The following is a 26,076-nucleotide window of genomic DNA, read 5'->3' as shown; positions in this document are numbered from 1 at the left end:
GCTTAAAGTGTAGTTCGTCTTTTTAGCATCTCCAAAAGTTTTGTAAAGTGGCTGGGAGGATTTGCTGTCACCTCAATCAACTCTCCAGATATGGGATGCTGCAATTTTAGTCGCCAAGCGTGCAGTGCTTGACCGGGCAAATTTACCCCCACTGAATGACCAGAACTATAAACTGGGTCGCCGACAATGGGATGACCCATTTTGGCGCTGTGGACGCGAATTTGATGGGTGCGTCCAGTTTCTAGTTGGAAGTGGATTAAGGTGAAGTTACCGAGGCGTTCTAATACTTGCCAATGAGTAACGGCGACTCGTCCGCCTTGTTCGACAGGCATAATCGCCATTTTTTTGCGGTCTTGTGGATGGCGACCAATGGGCAAGTCAATTCTGCCACTTTCAACTTTTGGCGCACCGTAAACCACGCCCAAGTATTCTCTGCGTGCGGTTTTAGCTTTGAGTTGTGCTTGTAAGTGATGATGGGCAACTTCTGTTTTAGCGATCGCGATCGCCCCCGTTGTATCCTTATCCAATCGATGGACGATTCCCGGACGCTGGACTCCGCCGATTCCTGGTAAATTGGGGCAGTGTGCCAATAGAGCATTTACCAAAGTGCCATCTGGATGACCGGGTGCAGGATGGACAACTAAGCCTGCGGGTTTGTTGAGAATGAGTAGCTGGTCGTCTTCGTAGAGGATATCTAAGGGGATATCTTCTGCAAGGAGTTCTAAAGGTTGCGCTTCTGGTATTTCCAGAGTGATGCGATCGCCTAACTTGACATTGATCTTCTTAGATGTGCAAACTTTATCATTAAGTTGGACATTACCTTGTTCGATTAACTGTTGGATGCGGGAACGGGATAAGTCTGGTAATTCTTGGGAAAGGTAACGGTCAAGGCGATCGTTGCCTTTAGTGTTGACGCAATGCATCGTATCCTTGAAGGGAAGTAAGCTAGACGCTGCACCTTCTAGTAGAGTTGACAAGCGATCGCTATTTTCTTGGATTTGTAAATTAAATTCGGTCACAATTGCTCTAGATTATTAATTCCCCGTTCTTTAAGTAAAGCGCGGAATGCTTGAAAAGGGCGGTTATAAATCGCGTCTACCCAGGCAAAACCTTGATTTTACCTTAGTCCACAGAGGCGGACGAGAGTTTATGTATCTGCAAATTCTGCTTTAGCTGTCTTGTATTTGTTCTCTTACCGATTGTCGAAACGTTCTAAGTGCTGAACTCATTCCTGTGGTTCGCGCCATTTCCACAAATCGGGGAATGAGTTCTGTGATAGAAAAAGTGGGAAATGTGGGGCTAATGAGAGACTTCACATATTGCTCACCTTGCAGCAAGCTAATTTCTAGGTTTTTGCTTTCATATCGCCAAATTTCAGGTACTTTCAACGCTTGATATGCACTAATTTGAGTTTTAGAGGTGACATCAATTTCAATTGCCAAATCAGGAGGAGGATCAACAGTTAGGTCGATCCTATCTTTCCCAATCATTAGCTTATAGTTTTGAATATAAAAACAATCATCGGGTTCAATACCTGCACTTGTATCTTTTCGCTTAAAGGTAGTTGAACCTAAAGACTCCCAATTCAGATCGAGTTCATCTAGCAAAGCTTTCACCAAGTCTCCGATAATTACCTTAGATCGCTCATGTTCTGGTAATGGAGCCATAATTTCTAACGTTCCTTGGCTGTATGCTACTCGACTTCTGCGATGTTCTCCTAACTCGTTGAGAATTGCTTCAAATACTTGCCAACTAACATCTTCCAGGATTATTCTCTGTCCTGGTGGAACTCGAATTTGTTTGAGTTGAAGAGTAACCATAGAATGTTAGTTGTTAAATAATTTCATTTTTACTCAAATTTGACATCAGCGAAAAGGGAATTTTCCCGAATTGGATGTAGCAAACGCCCGAAGGGACTTCCAAATAAAAAAATATTCAATTATTGATTGTGGGGTGGGCAACATGAGCGCCATATAAACTGGGCGCTCATGTTGCCCACCCCACAAGATTGGATAATTTATTTCTTGGAGTTCCCTAACCAAAAAGCGATCGCTTACAGCAGTTTTCAGGTAATTGAACCACAAATTACTGTACTCTGGATCTGGAGTGATTGTTTAATTAGATGCCAGTATCTTACTCAGGGGATTTGCGTCGTCGCGTGATTAAAGCTTGGGAAGCTAAGGAAGGCTCTCAACGCCAGTTGGCGGAAAGATTTAAGGTTAGCTTGTCGTTTGTGCGAAACCTACTGCGCCATTATCGTCAAAGTGGACAAATTGAAGCAAAACAACGTGGGGGATACCAAAAACCAACTATTCAGGATGAACATCTAAGCACGATCAAGTCTTGGGTGGAAGAGAAAAATGATTTGTTGCTCTCAGAGTTATGCGATCGCTTCGCTAAAGATATAGGAATTAGGATCAGCATTTCGACAATGCATCGTGCAGTAGAAAAATTAGACTTACGCTGTAAAAAAAAAGTCTCTATGCAAGTGAGCAGGATACTCCACGAGTACAGGAATTACGGCATGACTATCGCCGTTGGTTAGATAAAATTGACGTGCGAAACTTAGTATTTGTCGATGAAGCCGGATTGAATTTATCAATGTCACGCTTGTTTGCTAGAGCAGTAGATGGCGAACGAGCAATTGGTAGCATTCCAGGAACAAAGGGTGGAAACGTTTCCTTAATTGGTGCTTTGAACCTCGATGGACTGGTTGCAGCGATGACTGTGCCAGGAAGCACAAATACTGAGGTTTTTCTCACATATATAACTCAGGTCTTAGCTCCTCAATTATGGAAAGGGGCGATTGTGGTTATGGATAATCTGAGGGTTCATCACGCAGAACGTGTAAAAATTGCCATCGAGTCTGTTGGTGCAAAAGTCAAGTTTTTGCCCCCCTATTCTCCTGATTTATCCCCCATAGAACTTTGTTGGTCGAAATTGAAGCAATTTCTCCGTTCCCGTGAAGCCCGCACACTGGAATTACTCGATCAAGCTATGGCTGACGCTGTAAATTATATTACCGAAGATGATGCCTTCGGTTGGTTCAACCACTGTGGTCTATTTACATGAAAATTGCTGTAAATTCTCTCCATCTCTCCTCCTCCGTGTCCTCCGCGCCTCTGCGGTTCGTTATTCTAAATCAATAACTTCTTGCGGCAACTCAAATAAACCATCTTCCCCAGCTTCAAAATCAATCACCTGATACACAGCATCAATATTTAATTCACCATAAATATGAGGAAATAATTCACCTATTTCAGCAGGCTCATAGCGAATTTAAGCTTGGACTTTTTCAGAATCAATAAAAAGTATTACCAATTCTTTTTGGTTATCAAAAAATCTCTTTGCAACCTTGAGTATTTGCGTTGATTTTGAACAATGTAAAAAACCTTCACTCTCTAACGAATCAGCGCGATATCTATCGAGATTTTTTGCTTGTTCCCATTGTTGACATTTGGTAATGTGGAGAATAGTATTCATGTTGCTTCTGCTTGTATCATTTTACGAATATCATCTAAAGGCGATTCAGGTTCATTAGGATTATCAGGATAAAATTCTAACACTACAGTAATGTTCAGTTTGCCAGCTTCCCTCTGCATGAATGGAGAAATGATTTCTGTAGATGCTTTTATTCTGAGTTTTCCTGCTTGCCAGCCTGTAGAGCCAACTCTGAAAACTTGACAGTTTATGCCTTCGCTAGAAGATTGCCATGTGATATCTTCAACTGGAAAATTGACTTCGTTTATGCACAGCCTTTTAAAAAGTCCTGAAACTGAGAACTGATTATGATGTTCCGTTAATTTAGTATGAAATTTTTGACTAAAATTTTCAGATATCAATTATTTGAATCTGCTAACAATATATGTATCTTTATTAAATAACAAAACATCAGCATCAAAGTCTAATATTTGGCATATCTTGTTCATAATAATCCTAGCAGTAAATATAATTTGGTAAGTGTCCGCATGGTAATTTAAACTAATCAACTATTTTGATCCGCAATTATTAACATCAATTCAGTGATAATACTGGTATTTAAGCCGCTAAAGATAAGCGCTCTACAACATCTTTATGAAATTTTATCATTTGTTAACGTTGATCAATTTTTGGGAATTATAATAACAAACCTCTCAAAAGCCTTAAACAGGTTTGGATATACAACCAGAGTGCAACCATGAATAAATTTAAATACTTATCTATTGCAGCATTGTTACTTAGCATTTCTGCCTGTACACCTTCGCAACAAGCCAAATTAGAGCCTTCGTCATCTCAAGTAAATGCCGCCGATACTACTAACATTGAACCAGTTTCAAAAGCAGTCAACGGCAAAGTTAATCGCAAAGGTTGGGAAGTTAGCATCACAGGTGTTAAATATGCAGGACAGAAAATTCAAGGAAATTACAGGACATACGAAGCAGCTGAAGTTTGGACGGTGGTTTCTGTAACCGTTAAAAACACAAGTGGCAAAAGACAACGAGAGGATGATGCATGGTTCCTTATTGGATTATCGAAATTAGTTGACTCAAAAGGCAACAAATATGATATTAAAGAGATGGAGTTCAAATATGATACTAATTTGCTAAGTAAACCTTTCTCTCAAGGTGAAGCTCGTTCTGTAGATTTCCTGTTTGACACTCCTAAAGGTATCAAGGCAGATAAATTTTTAATTTCCGATAAGAATCTCGAATCCATCCCTTTCAAACTTTAATCAGCAATAGCACTATTTAATTTGTTCTCTTTTATATCTCATGCAAAGGCGCAAAATTTTTCTTTGCACCTTTGCGTAAGATAATCTTTTTATAAATTCGGCGGAATACATACATCTGGCGCACATAAACCAAGAAACTCTAGCGTTGTCACCTCAAAGGTATCCAAATCTACGCAACGAATAGCATGGTTATTAGTATCAGCAATATATAAATGTGAACTCAAAACACTCAATCCCGAAGGTTCAAAAAACCGAGTGTTCTTACCCTGGCCATTTTGTAAGCCACTAGTACCATCTCCTAAAACTGTTTGACAATTTCCACTCGGACTAACTAATTTAATTTTATGGTTATAGGTATCTGCCACCCAGAGAAAATTCTCGGCGTATTCTACTCCTAAACAGTGCTGCAAACGAACATCTTCACCTTGTGCGTCTACATCACCAAAACCAAATAAACCCCCACTACCGCAAACAGTTCGCACTTGATACGGTTCTACAATTCCCACACCGCGAATTGAGCTAACTTCACTGTCAGCAATATATAATTCATTCCCATCTGTGCTAATACCGCTAGGTTGAGCAAAGGCACATTCGGTAAGTGAACCATCAATGCAAGCTTCTGCACCAGTACCAGCATAAGTTTTGATAATGCCAGTTTCTAAATCCATTTGCCAAATTTGATGGGGCCCAGCCATTGCAATAAACAAGGTATTTCCCACTTTGACTAAATCCCAAGGTGAATTCAGCGCAGTTTCTAAACCAGCACCGCCATTAGGATGGATATTGCGGCTTTGTTCACCTGTTCCTGCGATCGCTTCCACCACTTGATGCTTTAAATCTACTCGCCGCAGGGTATGATTTTCTGTATCAGCAACATAAAGAATTTCATTTTCCGCATCAAAAGCCATTCCCTGTGGTGCAAAAAATTGCGCTTCGTTAAAAGCACCATCAGTTAAGCCAGATTTTCCAGTACCAATCAAGTGTAAAATTTCCCCATCAAAGCTACTCATAATCAAGCGATGATGTCCAGAGTCAGCGATGAATAAACCCGTTGGAGTAGCTAGAACTTTACCAGGAAATGCTAAGGGTGTGATTAATGGTTGGCGCTGTTTTTCTAAAGTCAAGCTGATTTCTTGAAAATTAATTGTGCCTTTGTCTTGGTGTTGCTGAATTACCTTTTGAATTAACTCGTCTAAAGTGTCACGATTTCCTTCACCAGAAATCTGACCAATCACGTAACCTTCTGGATCAATAATTATTAAGGTAGGCCAAGCACGTACAGCATACTCTTCCCAAAGTCGAAAATTGCTGTCAACTATAACTGGGTGTTCAACGTCGTAGCGCAGGATAGCTTGGCGGATATTTTCTGTTTCTTTTTCGTTGTCAAATTTGGCGGAGTGAACGCCGATAACAGTAAGGCTATCTTTATATTTTTGTTCTAAATATTTCAGGTTTGGCAAAATATGCAGACAATTAATGCAACAGTATGTCCAAAAGTCTAAGATTACGACTCTACCCTTGAGTTGTTTAAGAGATAAGGGTTTTTCGGTGTTGAGCCAAAAGTAATTTTGCGGTAATTCTGGCGCTCTGACACGAGGAATCATAAAGTATACTTTGCTCTTAGAGGATGTTTATAATAATTTTCTGAAATAGGCTGATGAAAAATAATGAATATATTACCATCTGACTTTTCACGGTATCTCGAAAACCTCTCTCTAAATCTCTCTCCTAAAAGGAGAGAGACTTTGAATTTTCCCCCTTCCCGCGTCGGGAAGGGGGTTAGGGGGTTAGGTTTTTCGTGGATTAAAATTTGGAAATTGTGATTTCAGACGTAGGTTGGGTTGAGGAACGAAACCCAACATTATCAAGACTTTGTTGGGTTGCGCTACGCTTAACCCAACCTACAATTCTTTTTAAGTGAACTGTATTGAGATATATTACCGTGTGTTGCTAGTAGAGGCTTAAGTAGAACGGCGTAAATAATTCAATGTTTGTAGTAAGGACTTTAGTCCTAAGAAAAGGGCTAAAGCCCTTACTACGAGCCAAATTTTTCTAACTTTATATTAGAAAACACATAGTTTGATTTATTCTCACCGACTTACTTAGACAAAACCAAATCTAACTTTACAGGAGCAAAGATGAAAACAATTGAAGAATTAAAGACTCGTATTAAGGAACTCAGTAAACAAGCTGTTAAACTCAGACAAAAAGCATCTGAAGTGTATTTAACTAACCAAGAGCAAGCCAAACAGTTTAGGCAACAGGCAAGAGAAGCTAGCAAGCGCTGCCAAGTATTGATACAAGAGTTAAAACGCCAACAAGTTTAAAGTTAAAAACTGGCTAGTCTTGAGAACTACCAGTTTTTAACTTTCAGGAACCGCATAAATTAAAAATATTTTTATTGTTGCACCCCACCCCTTAATCTATTAAAAACTTGGTTGCCACCGCCACCTCTGATCAGAGCTTTGACCGGAACCGCTAAATCCAGATATTTGGCATTCATTAAGTAGCAATGGCGCACCATTAACTATGCCAGGATCTCCAGATACATCAATGCATTTGTCGGATAATCCATTTCTGAGAAATCCTGCACCAATGTATTCCCACCTCTGATCTGTGGTTCTAAAGCCACTGGTAGTTCCAGATAGTTCGCAATCAGAAAGTATCAATCGCGTACCATCAGCTGTGCCAGGCTCTCCCTCTACATTAATGCATCTATTGGATAATTTATTTCTGATAAATCCCCCACGAATAAATTCCCATTTCTGATCTGTGATTCTACCGGAACTGCTAAATCCAGATAGTTCGCAATTAGCAAGTATCAATGGCGTACCATTCGCTGTGCCAGGATCTCCACTTACATCAAGGCACCTGTTTGATAGTTCATTTATTATAAACATTCCGCCTACTTGTGCAATAGCATTTTGATTTTCTAGAACACAAGTTGCTCCCCATAACAGCGAGCCAACGAAGCCAACTGCGATCGCTGTACACTTTTTTGAATTAGGTTTCACAAGTTTTTCCCCTTGAGCGTTAAATTGATTTTTTTTTACAATGCTTTTGTTCTGGCAGATCAACTTACGCCATGTGCAACTTATACTCAAAACTAACCCCTCAACCCTTGTAAGGAATGAGGAGAACTACAGCAGATTTCAAGTTTATGAGCTAAAAAAATACTCCACCCGCGCACTCGCGCATCCTCCCCAATACATCGGGGAGGGTTGGGTAAGTATTGGTATCAACTTAAGCTGAAATCTTCTGACTTCAGAATAAATTCTGAGGCGGGCTAGATGAGAATGAAATAGCCCTGTCAGAATATTAAGTTGCACATTGCGTAAATTTAATATTCCTAAGCTTGTTCCGATTGAACTTGATATTATCTTTTAATATCAATAACTTTCAAAAAGATTTCGCAGCTTATAGATGTTTCTCCGCTATGACGAAGCCTTGACAAGCCTCATGCTACACTGTTGATTACTGTTTAATACATGAGCTTTTAGAAAATTTACATTTTGAAAAGACTTGACAAACTAAGTACTGAAAATTTATCAGCTTGGGTACAACAGGCTCAAACCCAGGCTGAACGAGGACGAGTTATCGATCGCATTCCGCAATTAGCTAAAGCTGATCCTGCTTGGTTTGCAGTTCATATCTGCTGTGAATCAGGAAAAACTTTCAACTTTGGGGATACAGCTTGTGTTTTCCCACTAATGAGCGTTATTAAAACGTTTTCCTTACTTTATCTGCTAGAAAATTTTGGTGCAGAAACGGTTTTTGGGTGGGTTGGGGTGGAACCATCAGATGCACCCTTCAATTCTTTAGAACAACTAATTAGCGATCGCGGATACCCCCGTAACCCCATGATTAATAGTGGGGCAATTACCCTCTCTGATAAATTACCAGGAAAGGACGCTAATCAACGCACTTTGTTATTTTGTCAATGGCTCAACCAATTAGCAGATTGCCAACTATCTTTAGATGAGGTAATGCTGGCTTCAGTGCGATTAACCCGATCAACAACAAATGTTGCGATCGCAAACTATCTCGCCGAAACAAATCATCTAAAAAATCTGGAAACAGCACTTGACACTTACGAGCAAATATGCTGTATATCTGGGCGAGTTGAAGATTTAGCCCTGTTAGGAAAACTCTTAGCTTTTGATAATGGCTGTATATTACCACAAAACCGCCGAATTGTCAACGCTGTAATGTCAACTTGTGGGTTATATGAAGCTTCTGCCCAGTTTGCAGTCAGAGTTGGTTTACCGATGAAATCAGGGATTGGTGGTGGACTGGTAGCAATAGTACCAGCAGAGGGAGCGATCGCTTGCTACAGTCCCATGTTGGATAATATCGGAAATCCGGTAATGGGGCTTGCCTTTGTTGAGGCTTTATCGCAAAAGTTAGGGTTGAGCATTTTCGGGTAAATGCTGCTTTTGAATCGGAAGAGAAATGATAAATTCTGTACCACTACCCACCTCAGATTTACACATTAGTTGTCCTCCGTGTTTCTCGACTACAATCTGATAACTAATCGAAAGTCCCATACCAGTGCCAACACCTCTGGCTTTAGTAGTAAAGAACGTCTCAAAAATTCTTTCTTGAACATCAGAGGGAATCCCAGAACCATTATCAGCAATGCGAACAACTACCCAGTTTTTATCTTTAAGTTCAGTAGCGATCGCAATTCGTGGTTTGTCTTGAGGATTGTGCTGTTCCTCCAATGCATCAAGTGCATTGTTGATAATATTCATAAACACTTGATAAAGCGAACTAGAAAAACCTTCAATACTAGGAATCTCACCGTACAAGCGCTCAATCTTAATGCCTTTTCTGATTCGGTTATTGAGGATGAGTAGCGTACTATCCAGGCATTTATGGAGATTAACTTGATGCGCTTTTGCTTCATCCAGGCGAGAGAAGTTTTTCAAGCTTAAGACAATTTGTTGCACGCGAGTAGCACCAAATTTCATCGACTGCAAAAGTTTAGGTAAATCTTCTTCTAGAAATTCTGCATCAATTTCTGTAGCGTAAGTTTGCACCGCTAGAGGTGGATTAGGCACTTCTTGGCGATAGGTTTTTAGCAATGCTAATAAATCGTCTACATATTGAATAGCAGGATCTAAATTCCCATAGATAAAATTCACCGGATTATTAATTTCATGGGCAATACCAGCTACCATTTGTCCTAAGCTAGACATTTTCTCACTTTGAAGCAATTGGGCTTCTTGCATTTGCTGTTGACGAAAAGCTGCCGCCTGCTGTTCTTCCAGTAGGCATTTAACTCTATCTAAAACTTGGTTAAATGCAATAGCAAGTATCCCAATTTCATCTGTCGTCATCACAGGTGCTTGCAAGTCAAAGTTAGATTCTTTAGTGACTCGCTGCGCCATATTCGTCAGCACTTCGACTGGATGAGTAATGGTTCGACTCGTGAATAGTCTACTTAAGTAGACTTTAGCTATTAGCCTGGAACTTTAGTTCCAGGCGGGTGAAGTCAAGCCTTGAGTTATCAGTTTTTCGCTCCCGATATAAACGAGTTATTTTATTTTTCGTTTTTCCGGTAACGGTGTTGATTCAGGAATTGGCGTTACCTCTGGTTTAATTTCTGCTGATGGCACAGTTGTTTCAGGTGCAGGAGACTCGATAATCTCTGGCAGCGTTGATGGCAAACTAGGAGATGGCGCAACTGGCACTTCTGGGGTGGGGACTTTACCAGCCCGACGCTTGAAAAATCCACCAAATCTATATTTTGTTGACTGAGGGACAACTTTTTCGGGTAACGGCGTTGATTCAGGAGTTGGTGTTACCTCTGCCTGTGGTGGTGTTGGCGCAATTATTTCTGGTGCTGGAGACTCAATAATCTCTGGTAGCGTAGGTGGCAAACTAGGAGATGGCGTAACTGGTGCTTCTGGGTTGAGAACTTTACCAACCCGACGGTTGAAAAATCCGTCCAATCTAGGTTTTGTTGTTTGAGGCACAACTTTTTCAGGTAACGGACTTGATTCAGGTGTTGGTGTTACCTCTGGCTGTGGTTCTGGTATCGGGGACAAAGTGGGAGATGGTACAGCCGTTGGAACTTCCAATTTTGGTTGCTCAGGCTGTGTTTTGGATTCTTGTGGAATTTCAGTTTCGGGAATCGGCTGTTTTTCTACCTTCGGTTGTATTTCGGGTGTTTTTTCAGCGGACGGGGTAGGTGTGAATCTATAATTTGGATCTACAATGCCACGTACCTCATCTGCTGTAACTTCTCCTCTAACAATTCTCGATAAAGTGTCTTTACCCTTTGGCTGGTAGTCAATTAATCTAACTGTAGTATTGAAGGCATTTTTGACAGTATTTCCTTGATTATCGAGAAATTCTAGTTTTACCCAGTTTTTTCCGGGACGGAAGCCTTTAAGGTAAACTGCTTGCCAGCGATCGAAAATAAAGCTTTCACCATTAATTGTGGAGCGGATGCGCCAATCACTGAATTGATCGTTAGGGTTTTCTTTGCCAACGAGGTGCAGGGGCGCGTTAGTTAAGTAAAAGTCCAGTAATATTGGTTCTGCTCCGTAGCTACTTTGAGGGCGGCTGTAAGTTAGCAGGGGTAACTTGGGATCTGGATTATTGTCGTCGGTTTTGGTGAAGACGTGAAATGTTGTTTGGGCATAAGCGCCTTCATTCTTAAAGCTTTCATGCCAAGGACGAGAGGCAAAGACACGCAGGGTATGAGTACCTGGAGACAAGTCTGGCAAAACCAAGGGCTGATTCAAGTCGTAAACAGGGATATAAGGTTGGTTATCCAGAATTACGTGTAGATGGGGCCCCAGTTGTAATTGTGAGTCCTTAAATATTGGTAAATCCTTAACCTGAAAACTGGCTGTGGCTTTGTTGTCTTGGAGAACTTCATCAGCTTTTGGAGTAACAATTGTCACTTGTGGCTGATAAACTTCCAAACTTGTCCGCAGTTCTTGGATAACAGATGGTGGGGAAACTTCCGAAAATTGCTTTGAAATTTGAGAAATCTGTGGAGGGTTTTCTCTATAGTCAGTAGATACTTCTTGACTACTCACTTTCTCGCCACAACTGGTCAAGCTTAATACCAGTGCCAATGTCATTACCCACCTGAAAATCGGGAACCTCTCAGGGAGGAGCTTCTCTAACACCCTTTTCTGCCACGAGTTCATGCGTTGCACCCAGTGAAAGTTCTTCGACAATTTACAGATTATTTTGGCTCAAAATGTCCATCTGGAACTATATCCCAAAAGGTGAAATCTGCCTCACATCCCATAATTTCTCTTGTGTATCTCAGGAAATTTTAAAATAAGTCATATTCTTTACAGCTTTTTACTTACGACAATGGAAATATGACACAAATGTTCATGAGTAATAGCAGCCAAAGCTGGAACATCGGCTCATACAGCCAAACCATAAAATTTGCAAATTGTTATTCTTTGTAAATTAAATGGCTAATCTATTGACTTTTGGACAAAGGCTTTGAAGTTAAAAGGCAGTTAAGGCAGGAATTCCAGCAATATTTCAGCAAGTTTGAATTATTGTTAAAATATCTCCAACTATCTCCAACAAAGTACAAGTTAAGACTCTATAATTCAACGAGAAACAACAATCCACATCGGTCTTCATCGCGGCTTCAGCAAAATGGAATTTGCGGTAATGGTTAACTTTGTGGTATTCATGATTCCTCATTCCTTATCTAGAGAGGAGGTCGAATGACAATAAGTCCTCCGGAGCGAGAGGAAAAAAAGGCAAGAGTAATCGTCGATAATGACCCAGTTCCAACCTCATTCGAGAAATGGGCGCAACCTGGACACTTCGACAGATCCTTAGCCAGAGGCCCCAAAACCACCACATGGATTTGGAACCTGCACGCACTCGCCCATGATTTTGATACACATACAAGCGATTTAGAAGATATATCCCGCAAGATATTCTCAGCCCACTTCGGCCACTTAGCCGTAATAATGGTTTGGTTGAGCGGGATGATCTTCCACGGCGCGAAGTTTTCTAACTACGAAGCTTGGTTAAGCGACCCGTTGAACGTTAGACCAAGCGCTCAGGTTGTTTGGCCCATTGTTGGACAAGACATTTTAAACGGTGATGTTGGCGGTGGTTTCCACGGTATTCAAATCACCTCTGGTTTGTTCCAAGTATGGCGTGGTTGGGGGATTACAAACTCCTTCCAACTTTACGTGACTGCGATCGGTGGCTTGGTATTAGCAGCCTTATTACTATTTGCTGGCTGGTTCCATTACCACAAACGCGCTCCCAAACTGGAATGGTTCCAGAATGTGGAGTCAATGCTGAATCACCACTTGCAAATCTTGCTAGGTTGTGGTTCCTTGGGATGGGCAGGTCACATAATCCACGTATCCGCACCGACTAACAAGCTTTTGGATGCAGGCGTTGCTCTTAAAGACATACCCTTGCCCCACGAGTTCATCTTGAACAAAGACTTGTTGACCGAGCTGTATCCCAGCTTTGCTGCTGGTTTAGCACCTTTCTTCACCTTGAACTGGGGTCAGTATGCTGACTTCCTTACCTTCAAGGGCGGTCTAAACCCAGTAACAGGCGGCTTGTGGATGACTGATATTGCTCATCACCACTTAGCGATCGCAGTTCTCTTTATCATTGCTGGTCACCAGTACCGTACCAACTGGGGTATTGGTCACAGCATTAAAGAGATCCTGGAAAACCATAAAGGCCCTTTCACTGGTGAAGGTCACAAAGGTCTCTACGAAAACCTGACCACATCCTGGCACGCTCAATTGGCTACTAACCTGGCCTTCTTGGGTTCGCTGACCATCATCATCGCGCATCACATGTATGCGATGCCTCCATATCCATATTTGGCAACTGATTATGCTACACAGTTGTGCATTTTCACCCACCACATGTGGATTGGTGCATTCTGTATAGTCGGCGGTGCGGCTCACGCTGCCATATTCATGGTGCGGGATTACGATCCAGTTGTGAACCAAAACAACTTGTTAGATCGGGTGATTCGTCACCGTGATGCGATTATTTCTCACCTTAACTGGGTGTGTATCTTCCTCGGCTTCCATAGCTTTGGACTTTACATTCACAACGATACAATGCGTGCCTTGGGACGTCCCCAAGACATGTTCTCTGATACGGCAATACAGTTGCAGCCAGTATTTGCCCAGTGGGTACAAAATATCCACACCCTAGCTCCTGGTGGCACTGCTCCCAATGCGCTAGAACCCGTTAGCTATGCTTTCGGCGGTGGGATTTTGGCTGTAGGCGGTAAAGTAGCGATGATGCCCATTGCTTTGGGTACGGCGGACTTCTTAATCCACCATATTCACGCATTCCAAATCCACGTTACTGTCCTAATTCTGCTCAAAGGTGTACTGTTTGCCCGTAGCTCTCGTCTGATTCCAGACAAAGCAAACCTGGGCTTCCGCTTCCCTTGCGATGGTCCTGGTCGTGGCGGTACTTGTCAAGTATCTGGTTGGGATCATGTGTTCCTCGGACTTTTCTGGATGTACAACACAATATCCATTGCAATTTTCCACTTCAGCTGGAAGATGCAATCAGATGTCTGGGGAACCGTAGATGCAGATGGTGTTGTGACTCACATCACCGGTGGTAACTTTGCCCAAAGCGCCATCACCATCAACGGTTGGTTGCGAGATTTCTTGTGGGCGCAAGCTACGCAAGTCATCAATTCCTATGGCAGTGCGCTATCTGCTTATGGACTCATGTTCTTAGGCGCTCACTTTGTTTGGGCATTCAGCTTGATGTTCCTGTTCAGTGGTCGCGGCTACTGGCAAGAACTTATTGAGTCCATTGTTTGGGCGCATAACAAACTGAAGGTAGCACCAGCAATTCAGCCTCGCGCTCTGAGCATTATTCAGGGTCGGGCTGTAGGGGTAGCTCACTACCTCTTGGGAGGAATTGCCACAACCTGGGCGTTCTTCCATGCACACATCCTTTCAGTAGGGTAGCAATCAGCAGAATTGAGTTATGAGTTATGAGTGCTGAGTGCTGAGTTTAAGAAGTAATTTTTATACTCCTAACTCCTAACTTCTAACTCCTAACTCCTGCAAAGCTGATACTTGATGGCTAAAGGTCAGAGGATTTATTAAACCTATGGCGACGAAATTTCCGAAATTTAGCCAGGATCTCGCACAGGACCCGACGACTCGTCGGATATGGTATGCGATCGCTACAGGCAACGATTTTGAAACCCATGATGGCATGACGGAAGAAAATCTTTACCAAAAGATTTTCGCAACTCACTTCGGTCACTTGGCAATCATCTTCCTGTGGGCATCCAGCCTCCTGTTCCACGTAGCCTGGCAAGGTAACTTTGAACAGTGGATTAAAGATCCCCTTCACATCCGTCCCATCGCCCATGCGATTTGGGATCCCCACTTTGGTAAACCAGCGATCGAAGCTTTTACCCAAGCGGGCGCTAGTAATCCGGTAAACATTACCTACTCTGGTCTTTACCATTGGTGGTATACCATCGGTATGCGGAATAACGGCGAACTGTACAACGGTTCAGTTTTCTTGCTGTTATTCGCTGCTGTAATGTTGTTTGCTGGTTGGCTGCACTTGCAACCCAAGTACCGTCCAAGCTTGGCATGGTTTAAGAGCGCTGAACATCGCCTAAACCACCACTTAGCAGGTTTGTTTGGTGTTAGTTCCTTGGCGTGGGCTGGTCACTTAATTCACGTTGCTGTCCCCGAAGCTCGCGGTCAGCACGTAGGTTGGGATAACTTCTTAAATACCCCACCCCACCCAGCAGGTTTAACACCATTCTTTACAGGCAACTGGGGTGTTTACTCTCAAAACCCTGACACTCCTGGACATATCTTCGGGACATCGCAAGGTGCAGGAACTGCAATTCTGAGTTTCTTGGGTGGTTTCCATCCCCAGACAGAAGCTTTGTGGCTGACTGACATAGCTCATCACCACCTAGCGATCGCAGTTCTATTCATCGTTGCTGGTCACATGTACCGGACAAACTTTGGGATTGGTCACAGTCTCAAAGAAGCCTTGAATGCCAAGAATTTCTTCGGTATTCCAGTTGAAGGGCCGTTTAACCTACCTCACCAAGGTATCTACGACACCTACAACAACTCCCTGCACTTCCAATTGGGATGGCACTTAGCAGCGTTAGGTGTTGTTACTTCCCTGGTAGCGCAGCACATGTACTCCATGCCTTCCTACGCATTTATTGCGAAGGACTACACAACACAGGCAGCGTTGTACACGCATCACCAGTATATTGCTGGATTCCTGATGCTTGGTGCTTTTGCCCACGGAGCAATATTCTGGGTACGTGATTACGACCCAGAACAAAACAAAGGCAACGTCCTTGAGCGCGTATTGAAGCACAAAGAAGCGATTATCTCCCACCTTAGCTGGGTATCCCTTTTCTTAGGCTTCCACACCCTCAGCTTGTACGTCCACAACGATGTAGTAGTTGCTTTCGGTACTCCTGAAAAGCAAATCCTGATTGAGCCAGTGTTTGCCCAGTTTGTTCAAGCTGCTAACGGTAAAGTACTGTACGGTTTAGATACTTTGTTATCTAACCCAGATAGTATTGCTTACACAGCATGGCCCAACTACGCTAACGTCTGGTTACCAGGCTGGTTAGATGCCATTAATGCTGGTACTAACTCCTTGTTCTTGACAATTGGCCCTGGCGACTTCTTGGTACACCATGCGATCGCTTTGGGTCTGCACACCACCACCTTGATCTTGGTCAAAGGTGCTTTGGATGCCCGTGGTTCTAAGCTGATGCCCGATAAAAAGGACTTCGGCTATGCCTTCCCTTGCGACGGCCCCGGTCGTGGCGGTACTTGCGACATCTCAGCATGGGATTCCTTCTACCTCGCTACATTCTGGATGCTCAACACCCTTGGTTGGGTTACGTTCTACTGGCATTGGAAACATCTAGGTATTTGGCAAGGCAACGTAGCTCAGTTCAATGAGAACTCTACATATCTCATGGGCTGGTTCCGCGATTACCTCTGGGCGAACTCTGCTCAGTTGATTAACGGTTACAACCCGTATGGCGTGAATAACCTGTCTGTCTGGGCTTGGATGTTCTTATTTGGACACCTAGTTTGGGCTACTGGCTTCATGTTCTTAATCTCCTGGAGAGGTTACTGGCAAGAGTTGATTGAAACCCTTGTTTGGGCACACGAACGCACTCCTCTAGCTAACTTGGTTCGCTGGAAAGACAAGCCCGTTGCTCTGTCTATTGTTCAAGGTCGTGTAGTTGGTCTAGCTCACTTCACTGTTGGCTACATCGTTACTTACGCCGCATTCTTGATTGCTTCTACTGCTGGTAAGTTCGGTTAACTAGGCTGCTAGTTTTGTAGATAAGTAATAAAAATCCCCTGCCGCAAGGTGGGGGATTTTATTATTGGGCGAGCAAGATTGCACACTCTTGTATTTTTCTTCGATCTCATATAAATTAATCTTCTACCTGCGTACTGATGACAGCATAATTAGTTTTATAAATAGATAACTTTTCTTGAGCTTTCTTATAAACAAAAGTATCTTTTGGAATACTTTCTAATAGCTTGATTGCTGCTTCCCATTTAAATTTTGCTTGTTTCCAAACTTTTGGCATATGAGGAGGATTCTGAACCATTAAAGACGCTTCAATCGCTACCTTTTGGGAAGATTCAAAATTTTCTGTTGCTTTCTTCTCATTTAATATCCTTGTACTAATAGATTGATTATTAATACGATAAGTAGATATTTGTTTTTTTACTTCTTCAGAAACAGATGTGCCTTCAGGAATTTTCTCTAATAATGAAATTGCTTCTTGCCATTTAATTTGTGCTTTTTTCCAAACTTCTGGAGAATGAGGAGGATTTTGAACCATTAAAGACGCTTCCATACCAATTTTTTGTGCCGCTTGAACATTAATTATTGGATTTTCTTTCTGATTATTATTTAATATAATTTGCTGAATTTGTGGTAATTTATCTCTGCTGATGACATCAAAAAAATACAGCAATATTGTACTAAATACACTTACAAGTATTAATGATTTGAAAATATATTTTTTGTTTAGTTGATGTGTAGCTAGTTCTTGATTAGGATTGGATTGAAGAGTATTCTTATCTTTATAATCTTGTTTTCTGTTTCGATCATTTTCTAAGCGATGCAAAACTTCTTCAGCCTGATATCTTATAGTATTACTATTTAAAATTAGCTCTCCAATTTTTGCTTTTATATATTCACATTTATCTATAACATCTCCTAGTGATTCAAATTGACCAGTACTAAATATAATTAATCCATGCTCATCATCTAACCATTCTAAAGCAAAGCCAGAGTTACCATAAAAATTAGATAAGCCAATTATAATTTTATAAATATCCTCACTATTTTTTAGTGTATTATAAATGTCATTTATCCTTTGTTGTAATGTGACTAGATCATCTTGAGATTGAGTAATTTGATGGATTTGCTGTTTTAGCAAATCCCCATTGTTAAGCGATAAATTTATCTTTATTTTCTCATCAATTTTTTGTAACTCGTTGTTTATACTTTCCTTATAAAGATGATTATTGATTTTAGTTAAAATTACAGAGTCATGTAAAATATGTTCAGCTATTTCTTGAAGATTATTTACCCATCCAATCCACTCATATATTTTTTCCTGTAAATCACTTAAATTTATTTCGGTTTCTGTATCTCCGAATTTTTCTGAAAGCAATCCTGCACCACCAGTAATGACTGCATCTAGTAAAAAACCACCAGGAATAAAAAAGCTTGCCACTGTTCCTAAAAATGGTAACGCTCCCATTGCTACATTTTTGATTTTTTCAAATCCTAATTCCGACTCAATTTCTTCTTGAATATCGTTTAACTTTGCTAAAATATTATCTAGTCTTAATATTTCATTTTTAATTTGATTTCGATTGCCAAGATTAAAATTCAGTTCATCAATAATATTTGGTAGGTCACTCAATAGCTTTTCTAACTCACTCATGAAATCATCCTTTGATTTTGGATCAAATTAAAGTATGATGTATAGTCTATTTCTCATCACATACTTAGTTATAATGGCTGAACAACTTGGTAAAGTGACAAGTTAAGTTTACAAATTTTAATAAATGAATTGTCATGCTATCCAAAAGAGCGATGTCTACGACGGGTTACGCCTACACCTAAAATTAACTTAGTTATAAGCAGCAATATGGAAGAACTGCAAATCTCAGAAATAGAAGCTACCTTTACAGCTCTTGTTAAGCAATGGCGTGAAGAAACTTTTGGGATATCATCTACTAACCAAATGTCGATGCACCCTGCATATCAGCAAATTATCGGCATGGGAAAACCTGTAATCCCACTTTTACTTAAGGAACTGGAAAAAAAATCTGGACACTGGTTTTGGGCATTAAAATCCATCAGCAGAGAAGATCCGGTTCCTCAAGAATATAGGGGAAAAGTAAAGGAAATGACTAAAGCTTGGTTGGAGTGGGGTAAGCAAAGAGGCTACAGGTGGTAGGTAATAACGCTTGGGTTAAGTTTGTCAGAGAAAAAATTGAGCGTGATTATCCTAACCTCACTGTCTATGGATATAAACTTACCAGTCCAGATACAATTGATTACAACTGTGTTGCTTGGGCAGCAGAGGATGATGAAACATGGTGGTGGCCAGATATTCAAAATCAATTTTATTGGCCATTGAGTATTTCCAGAGAAGAAACTATAGAGGCTTTTCAACAGGCATTTGAAACACTTGGTTATGAAGTTTGTCAAGGTGATGCTTTAGAAGAGGGATTTCAAAAAATAGCGATATATACTAATTCCAATAAAGTACCAACTCACGTTGCTAGACAACTACCTACTGGTAAATGGACAAGTAAGCTTGGATCGCTTGAAGATATAGAGCATAATAATTTGCAAGGGCTAACTGGAAATCCTGGTTATGGTGAGGTAGGCTGTATTATAAAAAAAACCATTCCAGTGTAGAAAATATTTAGCACAATCTAATTACCAGGCTAATTAAAAGTGCGTATTTTACCGCCGTAGGCATCCCCTAAAATAAATTTTTAGCTCTGAGTAGTCATAATTATGAAAGATTCGCATAATAAGCTGATGTGCAGCTAAATTGTATAATGCAAAAACGTAAAATTATTGTAGTGCGGGCATCTTGCCCGCATCGCATATACAAATTAAATACGCAACAGCTTATCCTATAACTTAAAATGAACATTAAACTCGTAGAATCTCTCATACAAGTTATCCTCTCTCTCTCTGATGAAGATCGCTCCCTTTTGGAAGAAAAACTATTTTTCGATTCATCAGAGCCTTCAACTCGTGATTTAATGCTACTTGCTCAGAGTAGAGGAGCCTTTAACTTTCTTGAAAATGAACCAGACATATACTCACTAAAAGATGGAGAACCTATCTAAAAAGAAAGCGATGTCTACGACCGGCTACGCCTACGCCTAAAATTAAACTTAATTACAAGCACTCAAAACCATGACAAACTGGCAAGAACGCATTACTCAAAACCCAAATGTATGTCACGGTAAACCGTGTATCAAAGGAACACGCATTATGGTGTCAGTCATCCTTGATAACTTTGCTGAGGGACTGACATTTGAGGAAATTATTCAAGAGTATCCACCACTGGCTTTAGAAGATATCAGAGCAGCTATTGCTTATGCAGCCCAATTAACCAGGGAAGAGGAATTGTTGCCATTGCGATGAATAAAATGACAGTAAAACTCGACGAGAACATGGCACAAACCCACGTCGAGTTTTTGCAACAAGCTGGTTACAACGCTGACCGTGTGACTGATGAAGGATTGTCTGGTGCTGATGATGAAATTGTTTGGGAGCAAGTTTGTGCTGAGGAACGATTTTTTATCACCCTTGATTTAGATTTCTCTGATATTCGCCGCTTTCCACCAGGCACTCATCCTGGTATCCTACTATTGCGATCGCGTAACCGTAGCCGTCAGGCAGTACTAGAAATATTGTCTCGTGTTGTGCAAGAGCAACCATTAGAAACCCTGAAAGGTTGTCTTGTAGTAGCAGACGACATACAAACGCGAATCCGGCGATCGCAGTGATAGCATAGATACAAAGTTAATATACTATCTGCGTTACTTTGCGCTTCCCTCTGTGTCCCTCTGCGTTAAAAAATATAATGGCTATAAGGCTAAAATACGTCCTAGTGGACATGATATTTCGGATAAATTCCAAAAGGATAACCAAGGTGCAATTCCGCCAAATCTACTAGAAATTGCTAATACTGAATCGAATAGTGCTTATTTACGAAGCTGTAAAGCAGCAGAAATTAGACCCCATTCAGCACATTTTCCTCAAGGGTTCGCCGAGTTCTTCATCAAATTTTTAACTGATGAAGCTGATATGATTTTAAATCCATTTGCAGGTTCTAACACAAGCGGGTTTGTGGCACAGACTCTGCAACGCCGATGGATATCTTTTGAAATTAACGAGGATTATGTAATAGGAAGTCGTTATCGTTTTACATAATAATCACATTAAGTAAATAGCCAGGACTAAAGAGTTAAAATATATAACTCATAACTGATAACTACCACTTAAATTTCTCCATTCACCTGCATTTGATGAACTTGATCCGCTAACTCTTGACGGCCTTGATCATCTAGTTTATCAATCGCTAACATTCCCATAAGAATAACTTCTTTCAGGGTCAAACGTGTCGAATGTGCCTGTTTTTGCACAATCTCTTTAATAATGGGACTCACACCAATCGCTGTACTAGCTCTAGCCACGGAATAAAAGGAAAACACTAATGATTAAGCCTAAATCTTACCACTTACCATGAACTTATTTTGTATAGTTAAAACTTAATTTAAATGTGTTTCAACTCATACTTCCATAAGTAAACATTAATTTGAAATTAGAGGATGTTTTAAAAGTGATTTGTTGTAATTTTAAGCACTTGTTGATCCCCCCTAACCCCCCTTAAAAAAGGGGGAAGAATCAAAGTCCCCCAATTTATCGGGGGATTTAGGGGGATCTAAAAGGTTTTGTTACTGACCAGAGGACTTTTTAAACATCCTCTTAGGTATGTATAGAATAAGTTCTAAGTCCAGGGCACGTACACACTTGCAATATTTGTGGTAACTGAGTTATAAAAAATAGTCTGCTTGTGAAAATAGGGCTTTCAGTATAAATATCCTTAAAAATAAAATTTGTATACCACCGGGAAAACCGTAATTTAAAGAGATCGTGAATTGTCAAATATAATCTCGTTAACACGCTTTACAGAACTATACAGTTTAAATAAGAATAATAACTTAACCGAAGTAAAATTTTCCTGAATACAGGTAACTAATGCTGTGAGATGGAAAAGCAGTGAGTAGAGGAGAGACAAAGCGATGAGGGATCCTTATCTGTTGGCAGCAGGCTTGTTAACAGTATTAGCAATACCAGCATTGGCTCTTCCACATTTGTCGATTGTCCTGCCAGAAAATTCTAGATCCCTGTGGGATTTAAAACAGGGATCTCAGGGAATAGTCAGTACAAAAATTATCAATAGCGTTGATATCTCCTTACCAGAACTCAGCAGCCAAGCGTTCCAACCCCTAAAAAGTTTGCAGCCAACAGCAGGTGAGAAAAACATTAAGAGCTTATCAGAAGTCAGTGGTCAGGGATTACCAGATCCAACAGAGTCATCACTCAACCCCAACGCCCAACCAGCTGGTCTTTCACTGACATCTGGGAATCAACTTTACTACCAAAGATTAGCGGCTCTAAAAACAGGTCAGATTTATACACGCGTAAATAGTGATAGTTTGCAATCATTGTGGGAGTCGATCAAGAAACGTCAATTAACTTATGATGACTGGAAAAGTTTATTAGCTTTAGAAGCGAGAGCGATCGCTCAAGGTCAAGGTGCAAATCATCTAAGTATCTTAGTTGGTGATTCTTTGAGTATGTGGTTTCCTAGAGAAAAACTGCCTGCTGGGAAATTGTGGCTGAATCAAGGCATATCTGGAGATACTTCTAGCGGCGTTTTAAAAAGATTGGGGGCATTTTCGGCAACCCGACCAGATGTAATTTATGTCATGGCTGGGATTAACGACTTACGCAAAGGCGCTAGTGATGACACAATTTTGCGTAATTATCGCCGGATTATCCGTCGCTTGCGGCAGACTCACCCAAAAGCTCAAATCATTGTCCAGTCAATTTTGCCTACTCGCCTAGCAAAAATTTCCAATAGCCGCATTCGTCACATCAACATACAACTAACCCTGATTGCCAAACAACAAGGCGCTAATTATCTAAATATTTATAGCTGGTTTACAGATATGGAAGGCAATTTACGCCCAGAGTTGACCACAGATGGGTTGCACCTGTCTCAAGAGGGTTATGATGTGTGGCGATCGGCACTACAGCAGATAGAATACAAGCTAACTCAGGGTGAGAAATGAGCGATCGCTTTGCGAAGACTTGGAGCGATCGCATCACCATAAGTTATTATTAAACGTCTTCAGATGCTCAAGGCTTCCCGATTCAAAACCTGATTTAACTTCCCACTGCGATAACCTTCTAAATCCAGGGTTACGTAAAGAAATCCGAAACCTTGAAATGCAGAAACTACTTTCTGTAAATCCGTAGTTAAGACAAACTCTTTAATTTGTTCTGATGCCAATTCAATGCGTGCTGTATCTCCTTCTGATCGCACGCGCAAATTTTGCCAACCCAGCTTTCTTAAGAAAATTTCGGCTCTACCAACTCGTTGTAACTTAGCTACAGTAATCTCTTCACCGTAAGGAAACCGGGAACTCAAACAAGGTTGAGCAGGTTTATCCCACCAAGGTAAACCGAGTTGTTGCGAAAGTTGTCTAACTTCAACTTTGGTGACACCCACTTCTGCTAAAGGCGATCGCGCCCCTCTCTCTTTCGCCGCCTGAATTCCTGGGCGATAATCATGCAAATCATCGGCATTTACCCCATCCACCACGTAGGGATAACCCAACTGTAAAGCTAAAGGTTTGAGAGTATCGTGCAATTCACTTTTGCAAAAATAACAGCGATTAACCGGGTTAGAGGTGTAATTGGGATTTTCCATCTCGTGAGTCTGGACGATTTTATGCCCAATCCCAATAGTAGCGGCTTGAATTTTGGCATCTTCCAACTCTTCTGGTAACAGCGAAGGAGAAACAGCCGTCACAGCCAAAGCGCGATCGCCCAACGCATCATAAGCAATTTTGGCAACCAAAGTACTATCAACGCCCCCAGAGTAGGCAATCAACGCCTGCTCCATTTCTTGAAATAAGGCTTTTAATTGCTCAAATTTTTCTGTTAGCATCATTTCCCAATCCTGCCCAAACCTTATAGCACCCTGCAAATTCTATTCTAGTAAAACAGCAGCAGTGACAAGAGAAAAAATCAGCAGAAAGTCAATCAACAGCCGCAAAATCAAGCAACACCGTCTGAACAAATTTCGCTTTAGGTTGGCGGTTTGCTATATTTAGCTATCAGACTGGCTAAAAGTGGTAAATCAATTGGTTTAGAAATATAGTCATTTACTCCAGATGCTAGACAAGTTTCGCGATCGCCTTTCATTGCCATTGCTGTTTGAACAATTACCGGAATCGTCCGATATTGCTGATTATCTCGTAGCTGTTGTACTAACTTAAGACCATTTCCATCTGCCAGATGAACATCCATCAAAATCAACACTGGGTCTAATTGTGCTAAAGCTTCCCACATCTCGGCAGCATTCTTAACCCAAGTAACCTGATATCCCAATTTACGCAGATAAATTTGCATCAAATTAGCGTTGGGTAAGTCATTTTCTACTAGCAAAATATCTACAGAAGAACTAGGGATGAAAGGCAAAGGAGATGAGGAGTATTTTGCTCCCTCTGCCTCCCCTGCTCCCCCCACCTCCCCTGCCTCTTGCCTAAAGGGAAGTACAAGGGTAAAACGGGAACCGCAATTTACTTCAGATTCCAGTTTCACAGAACCACCGTGAATTTGGGCGAGTTTTCGAGTCACTGCTAAACCCAAACCAGTACCTTCACCACCAGCGACAGCCTTGGCAATTTGGAAATAGGGTTCAAACAGTTGAGCTTGGTCTTCTTGGGAAATGCCAGTACCAGTATCCCAAACTGTAAAATACACAAATAGACCTTTGGGAACAACCTCTAAGCCAACACTGCCTTTGCTGGTGAATTTGAGGGCATTGAAGAGTAAATTCAACAGCATTTGCTTGAGTCGCAACGGGTCAGCTACTAGGGTTGTAATATCGGGGTCAAGTTTTAGACGGAGTTTCAAACCCTTATTAGCGGCTTTCTCTTTCACCAGTGCGAAAACATTGCTACACAGCAGTGGCACATCAATTGTTTCCCACTGCACTTCCATCTGATTTGCTTCAATTTTAGAGAGATCCAAAATATCATTAATCAAAGTTAGCAAGTGCTTGCCGCTAGACCGAATGATATTTAAATACTCTTGCTGGCGTTCTTGAGTTGGTTCAAATCCTGGGGTTAAAAGGAAGTCGGTAAACCCAATAATAGAACTAAGCGGTGTGCGAATTTCGTGGCTAGTGTTTGCCAAAAACTGATTTTTAAGTTGATTGCTGCGCTGCAATTCTTGATTAGAGTTACTTAACTCTTGATACCGTTGCTGCCAAGATAGAATGTGTCTAAGTTGTATCAATGCTGTAGTACAATGCTTGGCAGACCTTGCCATCAATTGCGATCTGAGTTGAGAAAATGATTCTATGAGCCACTCACGATCTGAGTTTAGGGGTGCTGCGGCGATAATTAGCCAGCCTATGACGTTGCCAGAATCATCAGCTAACCGCCAAGCGCTCGGTGGTTGTTGATTCTCAAGCTGCTGCAAATCTTCAAGTTCTATCACCTCTTGCAATCTCAACAGCAGCTTTTTTTCTGCTGTCAGCAATTCTAAAAATAAAGGTTGTGAGTTTGGGGATAGAGAAGACGAAACATAGCAAACTGTGGCAATTGCTTGTGGTTCAAACAAAGCGATGCCTACAGCACAATCTGTAAGCGCCAAATTACTGCTGTTGACAGCACTGTTAATTTCGTTAACCACAGTTTGGAGAATTTCTGCTTCTGCGGCTCCTGCCTGGGGGACAGTTTTACAAGCAGAAAGCAGGCAATCATTAAGGCGACTTTGCAACTGGTTCAAGCTGCTCTCCAGCCACAACTTGGCGCGAAGTTGCTCAATTGTTGTCAAAGGTTTTGGCCTTGCATCTATCTGTGAGTTGTGGTCTGGTAAGCTTGAGTACTGCTGCATGGTCAACTAGACCGTTAAACTAGTTTAGCTTCGCATCAGAATCCGAAAAGGATTCTATGTATATTAACTGACAATTCTTTTTTATT

General features: G+C 41.2%; 23 protein-coding genes and 3 pseudogenes. 14 read left to right on the top strand and 12 right to left on the bottom strand.

Annotated features, from left to right (window positions below; translation table 11 throughout):
• Positions 1-2: 2 nt before the first annotated feature.
• Together D1367_RS25170 and D1367_RS25165 are read right to left on the bottom strand one after the other, a co-directional pair.
• Positions 3-923, bottom strand: a complete 921-nt coding sequence (locus tag D1367_RS25170) for an RluA family pseudouridine synthase (protein ID WP_118171651.1) — start codon at positions 921-923, stop codon at positions 3-5.
• 246 nt (positions 924-1,169) lie between these two features.
• Positions 1,170-1,820 (bottom strand): Uma2 family endonuclease, encoded by a 651-nt coding sequence (locus D1367_RS25165; RefSeq protein ID WP_118169151.1) that lies wholly within the window; start codon positions 1,818-1,820, stop codon positions 1,170-1,172.
• A 302-nt stretch (positions 1,821-2,122) separates the two neighbouring features.
• Between D1367_RS25165 and D1367_RS25160 the strand changes: the two genes are divergently transcribed.
• Positions 2,123-2,545, top strand: a complete 423-nt coding sequence (locus D1367_RS25160) for a helix-turn-helix domain-containing protein (protein WP_118169149.1) — start codon at positions 2,123-2,125, stop codon at positions 2,543-2,545.
• Positions 2,542-3,072 (top strand): annotated as a pseudogene (locus tag D1367_RS25155) (IS630 family transposase); the annotation flags it as partial. The gene D1367_RS25160 and the pseudogene D1367_RS25155, both read left to right, overlap by 4 nt.
• 60 nt (positions 3,073-3,132) lie before the next feature.
• On the opposite strand, the pseudogene D1367_RS25150 reads toward D1367_RS25155, so the two are convergent.
• Positions 3,133-3,483, bottom strand: a pseudogene (locus D1367_RS25150) (DUF952 domain-containing protein).
• Entirely contained in the window at positions 3,480-3,842 is a 363-nt protein-coding gene (locus D1367_RS25145) for a KGK domain-containing protein (RefSeq protein ID WP_118169145.1), read from the bottom strand. The pseudogene D1367_RS25150 and the gene D1367_RS25145 overlap by 4 nt, the downstream one beginning before the upstream one ends.
• Positions 3,843-4,177: 335 nt before the next feature.
• On the opposite strand from D1367_RS25145, the gene D1367_RS25140 reads away from it, so the two are divergent.
• A complete protein-coding gene (locus D1367_RS25140) occupies positions 4,178-4,711 on the top strand; it encodes a DUF4352 domain-containing protein (RefSeq protein ID WP_118169144.1) in 534 nt (177 codons plus the stop codon).
• 89 nt (positions 4,712-4,800) lie between these two features.
• Here D1367_RS25140 and D1367_RS25135 read toward each other — a convergent pair whose 3' ends face one another.
• Positions 4,801-6,315, bottom strand: a complete 1,515-nt coding sequence (locus D1367_RS25135; RefSeq protein ID WP_118169142.1) for a thioredoxin-like domain-containing protein — start codon at positions 6,313-6,315, stop codon at positions 4,801-4,803.
• A gap of 534 nt (positions 6,316-6,849) precedes the next feature.
• On the opposite strand from D1367_RS25135, the gene D1367_RS25130 reads away from it, so the two are divergent.
• Positions 6,850-7,038: a hypothetical protein gene (locus D1367_RS25130; RefSeq protein ID WP_118169140.1), complete on the top strand. Its 189-nt coding sequence runs from the start codon at positions 6,850-6,852 to the stop codon at positions 7,036-7,038.
• A 99-nt stretch (positions 7,039-7,137) separates the two neighbouring features.
• Here D1367_RS25130 and D1367_RS25125 read toward each other — a convergent pair whose 3' ends face one another.
• Complete coding sequence (locus D1367_RS25125; RefSeq protein ID WP_118169138.1) at positions 7,138-7,725, bottom strand: RICIN domain-containing protein; 588 nt, start codon at positions 7,723-7,725, stop codon at positions 7,138-7,140.
• Between the two features lie 498 nt (positions 7,726-8,223).
• Here D1367_RS25125 and glsA point away from each other — a divergent pair, with 498 nt between their 5' ends.
• The gene (gene glsA, locus D1367_RS25120; protein WP_118169136.1) at positions 8,224-9,138 is read left to right on the top strand and encodes a glutaminase A; all 915 of its coding nucleotides are present in this window, start codon (positions 8,224-8,226) and stop codon (positions 9,136-9,138) included.
• On the opposite strand, the gene D1367_RS25115 is transcribed toward glsA, so the two are convergent.
• Both D1367_RS25115 and D1367_RS25110 read right to left on the bottom strand, forming a co-directional pair.
• Positions 9,115-10,104 carry an ATP-binding protein gene (locus D1367_RS25115; protein WP_244944963.1) on the bottom strand — a complete coding sequence of 330 codons (990 nt, stop codon included), beginning with the start codon at positions 10,102-10,104 and terminating at the stop codon, positions 9,115-9,117. The two genes, glsA and D1367_RS25115, sit on opposite strands and share 24 nt — an antisense overlap.
• Positions 10,105-10,251: 147 nt before the next feature.
• Positions 10,252-11,880: a hypothetical protein gene (locus tag D1367_RS25110; protein ID WP_118169134.1), complete on the bottom strand. Its 1,629-nt coding sequence runs from the start codon at positions 11,878-11,880 to the stop codon at positions 10,252-10,254.
• Between the two features lie 543 nt (positions 11,881-12,423).
• Between D1367_RS25110 and psaA the strand changes: the two genes are divergently transcribed.
• Together psaA and psaB are read left to right on the top strand one after the other, a co-directional pair.
• Positions 12,424-14,682: a photosystem I core protein PsaA gene (gene psaA, locus D1367_RS25105; RefSeq protein ID WP_118169132.1), complete on the top strand. Its 2,259-nt coding sequence runs from the start codon at positions 12,424-12,426 to the stop codon at positions 14,680-14,682.
• Positions 14,683-14,827: 145 nt separating this feature from the next.
• Entirely contained in the window at positions 14,828-17,053 is a 2,226-nt protein-coding gene (psaB, locus tag D1367_RS25100) for a photosystem I core protein PsaB (RefSeq protein ID WP_118169130.1), read from the top strand.
• Positions 17,054-17,168: 115 nt separating this feature from the next.
• On the opposite strand, the gene D1367_RS25095 is transcribed toward psaB, so the two are convergent.
• Positions 17,169-18,701, bottom strand: coding sequence for a hypothetical protein (locus D1367_RS25095; protein ID WP_118169128.1), 1,533 nt, complete (start codon positions 18,699-18,701; stop codon positions 17,169-17,171).
• Positions 18,702-18,908: 207 nt separating this feature from the next.
• On the opposite strand from D1367_RS25095, the gene D1367_RS25090 reads away from it, so the two are divergent.
• The 6 genes and pseudogenes from D1367_RS25090 to D1367_RS25065 form a co-directional block, all read left to right on the top strand.
• Complete coding sequence (locus D1367_RS25090; protein ID WP_118169126.1) at positions 18,909-19,220, top strand: hypothetical protein; 312 nt, start codon at positions 18,909-18,911, stop codon at positions 19,218-19,220.
• A complete protein-coding gene (locus D1367_RS25085; RefSeq protein WP_118169124.1) occupies positions 19,214-19,687 on the top strand; it encodes a DUF7689 domain-containing protein in 474 nt (157 codons plus the stop codon). Before D1367_RS25090 ends, D1367_RS25085 begins: the two co-directional genes overlap by 7 nt.
• Positions 19,688-19,923: 236 nt before the next feature.
• Positions 19,924-20,130 carry a hypothetical protein gene (locus tag D1367_RS31900; RefSeq protein WP_118169122.1) on the top strand — a complete coding sequence of 69 codons (207 nt, stop codon included), beginning with the start codon at positions 19,924-19,926 and terminating at the stop codon, positions 20,128-20,130.
• 70 nt (positions 20,131-20,200) lie between these two features.
• Positions 20,201-20,431, top strand: a complete 231-nt coding sequence (locus D1367_RS25075) for a DUF433 domain-containing protein (protein ID WP_118169120.1) — start codon at positions 20,201-20,203, stop codon at positions 20,429-20,431.
• Positions 20,432-20,436: 5 nt separating this feature from the next.
• Positions 20,437-20,796, top strand: a complete 360-nt coding sequence (locus tag D1367_RS25070; RefSeq protein ID WP_181984955.1) for a DUF5615 family PIN-like protein — start codon at positions 20,437-20,439, stop codon at positions 20,794-20,796.
• Between the two features lie 76 nt (positions 20,797-20,872).
• Positions 20,873-21,223 (top strand): annotated as a pseudogene (locus D1367_RS25065) (DNA methyltransferase); the annotation flags it as partial.
• A 68-nt stretch (positions 21,224-21,291) separates the two neighbouring features.
• On the opposite strand, the gene D1367_RS25060 reads toward D1367_RS25065, so the two are convergent.
• The gene (locus tag D1367_RS25060) at positions 21,292-21,504 is read right to left on the bottom strand and encodes a hypothetical protein (protein WP_100899890.1); all 213 of its coding nucleotides are present in this window, start codon (positions 21,502-21,504) and stop codon (positions 21,292-21,294) included.
• 591 nt (positions 21,505-22,095) lie between these two features.
• Here D1367_RS25060 and D1367_RS25055 point away from each other — a divergent pair.
• Positions 22,096-23,151, top strand: coding sequence for an SGNH/GDSL hydrolase family protein (locus D1367_RS25055; protein ID WP_118169116.1), 1,056 nt, complete (start codon positions 22,096-22,098; stop codon positions 23,149-23,151).
• Between the two features lie 59 nt (positions 23,152-23,210).
• On the opposite strand, the gene larE is transcribed toward D1367_RS25055, so the two are convergent.
• On the bottom strand, positions 23,211-24,035 hold the full coding sequence (larE, locus tag D1367_RS25050; RefSeq protein ID WP_118169114.1) for an ATP-dependent sacrificial sulfur transferase LarE: 825 nt from the start codon (positions 24,033-24,035) through the stop codon (positions 23,211-23,213).
• 137 nt (positions 24,036-24,172) lie between these two features.
• On the bottom strand, positions 24,173-25,990 hold the full coding sequence (hrmK, locus tag D1367_RS25045; protein WP_118169112.1) for a hybrid histidine kinase/response regulator HrmK: 1,818 nt from the start codon (positions 25,988-25,990) through the stop codon (positions 24,173-24,175).
• Between the last annotated feature and the right edge of the window lie 86 nt (positions 25,991-26,076).

Source organism: Nostoc sphaeroides (genome assembly GCF_003443655.1).
In the GTDB taxonomy this organism is placed as follows: domain Bacteria; phylum Cyanobacteriota; class Cyanobacteriia; order Cyanobacteriales; family Nostocaceae; genus Nostoc; species Nostoc sphaeroides.
This window is presented reverse-complemented; position numbering and strand designations above follow the sequence as displayed.

Bases quoted from the DNA above. Each gene is read 5' to 3' on its own strand.
- D1367_RS25170 (WP_118171651.1), bottom strand. From the start codon at position 923: ATGCATTGCGTCAACACTAAAGGCAACGATCGCCTTGACCGTTACCTT.
- D1367_RS25165 (WP_118169151.1), bottom strand. From the start codon at position 1,820: ATGGTTACTCTTCAACTCAAACAAATTCGAGTTCCACCAGGACAGAGA.
- D1367_RS25160 (WP_118169149.1), top strand. From the start codon at position 2,123: ATGCCAGTATCTTACTCAGGGGATTTGCGTCGTCGCGTGATTAAAGCT.
- D1367_RS25140 (WP_118169144.1), top strand. From the start codon at position 4,178: ATGAATAAATTTAAATACTTATCTATTGCAGCATTGTTACTTAGCATT.
- D1367_RS25135 (WP_118169142.1), bottom strand. From the start codon at position 6,315: ATGATTCCTCGTGTCAGAGCGCCAGAATTACCGCAAAATTACTTTTGG.
- D1367_RS25130 (WP_118169140.1), top strand. From the start codon at position 6,850: ATGAAAACAATTGAAGAATTAAAGACTCGTATTAAGGAACTCAGTAAA.
- D1367_RS25115 (WP_244944963.1), bottom strand. From the start codon at position 10,104: ATGGCGCAGCGAGTCACTAAAGAATCTAACTTTGACTTGCAAGCACCT.
- D1367_RS25110 (WP_118169134.1), bottom strand. From the start codon at position 11,880: ATGAACTCGTGGCAGAAAAGGGTGTTAGAGAAGCTCCTCCCTGAGAGG.
- psaA (WP_118169132.1), top strand. From the start codon at position 12,424: ATGACAATAAGTCCTCCGGAGCGAGAGGAAAAAAAGGCAAGAGTAATC.
- psaB (WP_118169130.1), top strand. From the start codon at position 14,828: ATGGCGACGAAATTTCCGAAATTTAGCCAGGATCTCGCACAGGACCCG.
- D1367_RS25095 (WP_118169128.1), bottom strand. From the start codon at position 18,701: ATGAGTGAGTTAGAAAAGCTATTGAGTGACCTACCAAATATTATTGAT.
- D1367_RS25090 (WP_118169126.1), top strand. From the start codon at position 18,909: ATGGAAGAACTGCAAATCTCAGAAATAGAAGCTACCTTTACAGCTCTT.
- D1367_RS31900 (WP_118169122.1), top strand. From the start codon at position 19,924: ATGAACATTAAACTCGTAGAATCTCTCATACAAGTTATCCTCTCTCTC.
- D1367_RS25075 (WP_118169120.1), top strand. From the start codon at position 20,201: ATGACAAACTGGCAAGAACGCATTACTCAAAACCCAAATGTATGTCAC.
- D1367_RS25070 (WP_181984955.1), top strand. From the start codon at position 20,437: ATGACAGTAAAACTCGACGAGAACATGGCACAAACCCACGTCGAGTTT.
- D1367_RS25055 (WP_118169116.1), top strand. From the start codon at position 22,096: ATGAGGGATCCTTATCTGTTGGCAGCAGGCTTGTTAACAGTATTAGCA.
- larE (WP_118169114.1), bottom strand. From the start codon at position 24,035: ATGATGCTAACAGAAAAATTTGAGCAATTAAAAGCCTTATTTCAAGAA.
- hrmK (WP_118169112.1), bottom strand. From the start codon at position 25,990: ATGCAGCAGTACTCAAGCTTACCAGACCACAACTCACAGATAGATGCA.